Source organism: Solibacillus cecembensis (assembly GCF_050272495.1).
GTDB classification, from domain to species: Bacteria; Bacillota; Bacilli; order Bacillales_A; family Planococcaceae; genus Solibacillus; species Solibacillus cecembensis.
In genome coordinates, this window is record NZ_JBNNMF010000054.1 from 1 (window position 1) to 4,606 (window position 4,606).

Annotated in this window: 3 protein-coding genes, 3 tRNA genes and 1 pseudogene; 1 reads left to right on the forward strand and 6 read right to left on the reverse strand. The window is 37.0% G+C overall.

Annotated features, from left to right (window positions below; all coding sequences use genetic code 11):
• Positions 1-19: 19 nt before the first annotated feature.
• From ACQKIH_RS22205 to ACQKIH_RS22215, 3 genes are all read right to left on the reverse strand, one after another.
• Positions 20-95 (reverse strand) — tRNA-Thr (locus ACQKIH_RS22205).
• A gap of 15 nt (positions 96-110) precedes the next feature.
• Positions 111-183: transfer RNA gene (locus tag ACQKIH_RS22210), tRNA-Val, on the reverse strand.
• Positions 184-871: 688 nt separating this feature from the next.
• The gene (locus ACQKIH_RS22215; RefSeq protein ID WP_427768998.1) at positions 872-1,849 is read right to left on the reverse strand and encodes an MBL fold metallo-hydrolase; all 978 of its coding nucleotides are present in this window, start codon (positions 1,847-1,849) and stop codon (positions 872-874) included.
• A gap of 260 nt (positions 1,850-2,109) precedes the next feature.
• Between ACQKIH_RS22215 and ACQKIH_RS22220 the strand changes: the two genes are divergently transcribed.
• Complete coding sequence (locus ACQKIH_RS22220; protein ID WP_427769001.1) at positions 2,110-3,525, forward strand: phospholipase D-like domain-containing protein; 1,416 nt, start codon at positions 2,110-2,112, stop codon at positions 3,523-3,525.
• A 48-nt stretch (positions 3,526-3,573) separates the two neighbouring features.
• On the opposite strand, the gene ACQKIH_RS22225 is transcribed toward ACQKIH_RS22220, so the two are convergent.
• From ACQKIH_RS22225 to ACQKIH_RS22235, 3 genes and pseudogenes are all read right to left on the reverse strand, one after another.
• Entirely contained in the window at positions 3,574-3,936 is a 363-nt protein-coding gene (locus ACQKIH_RS22225; protein ID WP_427769004.1) for an SLAP domain-containing protein, read from the reverse strand.
• A gap of 12 nt (positions 3,937-3,948) precedes the next feature.
• Positions 3,949-4,224: pseudogene (gene tnpA / locus ACQKIH_RS22230) on the reverse strand (IS200/IS605 family transposase); the annotation flags it as partial.
• A gap of 291 nt (positions 4,225-4,515) precedes the next feature.
• Positions 4,516-4,587 (reverse strand) — tRNA-Glu (locus ACQKIH_RS22235).
• Positions 4,588-4,606 lie beyond the last annotated feature (19 nt).

A 4,606-nucleotide genomic window follows, 5' to 3' on the forward strand; every position in this document is an offset into this window, starting at 1 on the left:
GCTAATGGCTCTCTCTAAATGGTGCCGGCGAAAGGAGTCGAACCCTCGACCTACTGATTACAAGTCAGTTGCTCTACCAACTGAGCTACACCGGCGTTTAGAAAAAGTGATGGAGGATGACGGGCTCGAACCGCCGACCCTCTGCTTGTAAGGCAGATGCTCTCCCAGCTGAGCTAATCCTCCATGGGCTATTAATAATTGCTTATTAACGTATGTCCTGTTTGTTAAGGACAAGATTTATAATATCAGGATTTTAATTGAAATGCAATAGTTTTTCAGTATTTTTTTAAAAAAGTTTATTTTCTTTTTAAACGTGCTAATTACTATTGGCGCTTTCCCTTAAAATATACTTATTTAGCATAACGAAAGTTTAATATGATTACAACTATTTTTCAACTACTGTTTTACAAATATTTTACTTAATCCTCTATTTTTCATTAAATTATATTTATTACTTTGGATAAATCATGTTCATTCCGCAACTTCAATTCCCAAATCAATTCATTTCCACTACGATAATCCACTCTATTCTATTGCTCTATTATTTCATATACTATTGATTTCGCACTTACACTAAATTAATTGAACTAAAAATTCTTCCTTTCAATTATGGTTTCATAAAAATATGATATTTTTAGGCTGACTAGACACATGAGCCACTCAGCATTGTCACAGGATTTGGTAGGTGGTTTAGCCTGATTTTAGCTGTTACTACTACTGAATCCTTCTGCATGAAGGGCCCAACTTCCAACTTGTAAACCAATACACAAAATAAGCCTGTGCTATCAATCACTTGAATTAATGTATTTTTTCGTTCTTTTACTGCTTATTTGAACTTGGCAATTTATGTAGCAACATGCTTAAAAAGCGTTTATTTGTAAAAATGCCAGCCTGTTTCTTTCTGAACACGTTTCAATTCCCCCATCATTTCAGCATACATCGTATAACCAATGATTTCAGATAAAATAAGTGTCATCTCTTTATTCATACGTTCTCCGTAAATAGCCGATGCCAACTGAAGGATCGTTTCATTTCCTTCTATAACTTTTTTTGTTACACGATTCAATTTGTATTCAATACGCGATAAATTCTTTTGTATAATTTCATGTAAATTCGAAAAAACTTGCTGGTGTCCTGAAAATACAGTGCTCACATCATATTTCAAACAAAGTTCAAGCGAGTTCCGGTATTGCATAACAGTCGGCAATAGCTGTCCTTCTTCGTTATGATCGATTATTGCATTCGTCGTTCCTTTATACATCACTAGGTCCCCTACAAATAACCATTTCGTTTGTTGATCATAAAACATAATCGAGTCTGGTGAATGCCCAGGCACAGCAATGACCTGTAAATCATCTAGCATATCATCATGATGAAGTGCCGTAATTGTTGTTTTAATTTTTAAGTGCTCACTATTTTCCATTGTTTGCTGCATTTTTAGAAGTCTTTTCTGTGCTATTTCTTCACATCCATATTGCCTATATAACTGTGAAAAAAACGTTTTCTTCTGAATTTGATATTCCTCCGTAAAATCAAGGCGTGGCAATGCTAACGGATGTGCATAAACAGGGATTGGATTTTGCTCGATAATATAATTGACTAATCCAATGTGATCCTCATGATGATGAGTTAATAAAATTTGATCGATATCTCCAATTTGAAACCCATAAGCAGCTAATTGCTCCTCAAAAAAGATGCGATATTCCGGTATATCCAACCCTGCATCAATTAATGTAAGTTTAGAACCATGCTTATATAGATAACAATTGATACTTCTCAACTGACCATAATTCATTTCAAAAATAATTGGGTATACTTGCTTTTCTTCGTTTATATAAACTGATTGCATATCCAAACCTACTTTCCTAGTTATCGTTAAGCCCGTTTCGTTACTTCCATTACAAGTATATTCTAAAATTTGAATTCAGACTATTCACAAAATAAAATTGGCAGAATTTCATATGTAGCAATGGATTTACCTCCCCTACGTCATTTGCAATTAAGTTTTTTTACAAATAACGGAACTTTTCTCGATGTAGAACGTAAATTAGTAGTAGGTACTGATTGTAGTTATTAATAGCTATTACTTAATTTGAAATGAGGGATACTATGAAAAAGCTTCGAAAAAAACTATTCATCCTACTCACGATTCTTTTACTAATTCCACTTATTGTTGGAGCGATTCATTCATTGAAGCCTCTACCAAAAGGAATTTCAATGGAGGGTGCGTTCCATGACGATAGCCAAGTTCGCTTCGTTTATGATCTTACATATGAAAAGAACGGCCGCGTAATGGAACAGCAGCTATACGATGAAGCGATTCGCATTATTAACGAAGCGGAGCACACATTATTAATCGACATGTTTTTATATAACGATGATTATGACCGCTCTAAGGGTGAGTACCCAACACGTGCAAATGACATAACAAATACCGTTTTACAAGCAATGAAAGCTAATTCTGCATTAAATGTCACCATTATTACCGATGCAATTAATAATCTTTATGGTTCGGCAACGCCTAAAACTTTTTTACAATTGAAGCAAGCCGGGGCTACTGTCATTTTCACGAATATGAAGCCTTTACAAGACTCCAATCCGATTTACTCTAGTTTTTGGCGAACGTACCTACAATGGTGGCCTGTATCGCAAAATGGCTTTTTACCGAACGCCTTTAATCCAGATGGCGCCAAATCATCTGTTGGCTCGTACTTAGACTTACTCAATTTTAAAGCCAATCACCGCAAAGTTGTGATGAATGAGCAAGAAGCATTATTAACTTCAGCCAATGTAACACATGATGGGAGTAGTAATCATTCCAATATGGGTTTCGTCGTAACGGGGGCGATTTTGCAAGATTTGTATGAGTCGGAACAAGCTGTCGCCGCATTATCCAATAAGCAATTAGCAGAAGTGGATTGGCAATACCCTTCAGAAACTTCAGATATCAAAACGAAGCTGGTGACAGAGGGCAAAATTAAAAAGACAATGTTGGCGCTCTTAAATGAGACTACTCAAGGCAGTGATGTAAAAATTGGCGTCTTTTATATTTCGGACCGTGACATTGTAAAAGCAATAAAGGCAGCGGCCAATCGCGGAGCCAATGTGCAAATCATTGTTGATCCAAATAAAGATGCATTCGGCTTAGAGAAAAACGGAATTCCGAACCGCCAAGTTGCCGCTGAGCTTGTAAAAGAAAATGTAGATATACGCTTTTATGACACGAATGGCGAGCAATATCATAGTAAATTCCTGTATGTTAAATCAGCCGAGCAGGCAGCATTAATCGGTGGGTCGGCAAACTTTACACGCCGCAATTTGGCTGACTACAACTTGGAAAGTAATCTCTATATGGAAATGCCAAGCTCGCATGAATTCGCGCAACAAATTGACCGCTATTTCAGTCGCCTATGGAACAATGAAGACGGACAATATACAGTAGACTTCGAAGTGTATGAAGATCAAGCACTTTGGAAAAAGCTTATGTACCGGATTCAAGAAGCAACAGGTTTATCTACTTTTTAAAATAAAAACGCGAATTTCGTAGTTTTCTCATACGAAATTCGCGTTCTTTTATTGAATTGTGATTGTCACAACATCTCCAGCATCAAGCGCAACATGTTCAAAAATAAATGTCCATGGCATACTTGTATAACTTGGAATAATAAGCTTTGGCTGCGTAAACTTTTGCGTATACCGCCCATTCACGGTTTGCAGACTGACGCCTCGCTCTATATACCTTTGCTCGCTTACAGTAGTATTGTGAATCAGCACTGTTACGAGCAACTGATTATGATGATTGCGTGCACTACGAATCAAATCACAGCTCACTGTATCCGATTGTGCTGTTAGTTTGTTAAAAACTTGAGTGATTAACTCACGATCCTTACTTGAAAGGGTTTTATCCCATGTTGCTTCAAATTGTAATTTCTGCATATGCAATCCACCTCATTTCTTTTTTTGACCTTTTATATAATTCCGAATGTGTTCTTCAGTATTTTCACTAACCGTAGCTACAAAATAACTAGATTTCCACAAATGACCGCCCCAAAGACGTTGCTTGAGTTCAAGGTGTTTCTTAAATAAGATTCGAGCCGATACCCCTTTAAAAGCTCTAACTACACTAGAGATATAGTGTTGAGGTTTACATTCAATCAGTAAATGGATGTGGTCTTTATCCGATTCCATTTCAAGAATTTGAATACCATTGTCATTCGCCAGTTCTTAAACTTTAGAATTGCTTGCTTTAATACCTGAGTTTCTAATGCTTCAACTTATTAATTAATCTATTATGCCGAGGTTTAATTGCGTCCAAATTTTTTAGAGCACGCTCATTGGGGAGTTAGCCTGAGCCCCTCTACTACAGCCGGGGTTTGCATCCTCACTGAATAAAATTGCATAGTTAGTATTCATTCCCCACTTATAGAAGTAGGGAACTTCTGCTGAATCAAGTTAAACAACAAAAAACGCTACATACGAGTTTAACGTATGTAGCGTTTTTCTTATTATGCATGATGACCCGTACGGGATTCGAACCCGTGTTACCGCCGTGAAAGGGCGGTGTCTTAACCGCTTGACCAACGGGCCTTCATTCTATGGCGGAGAA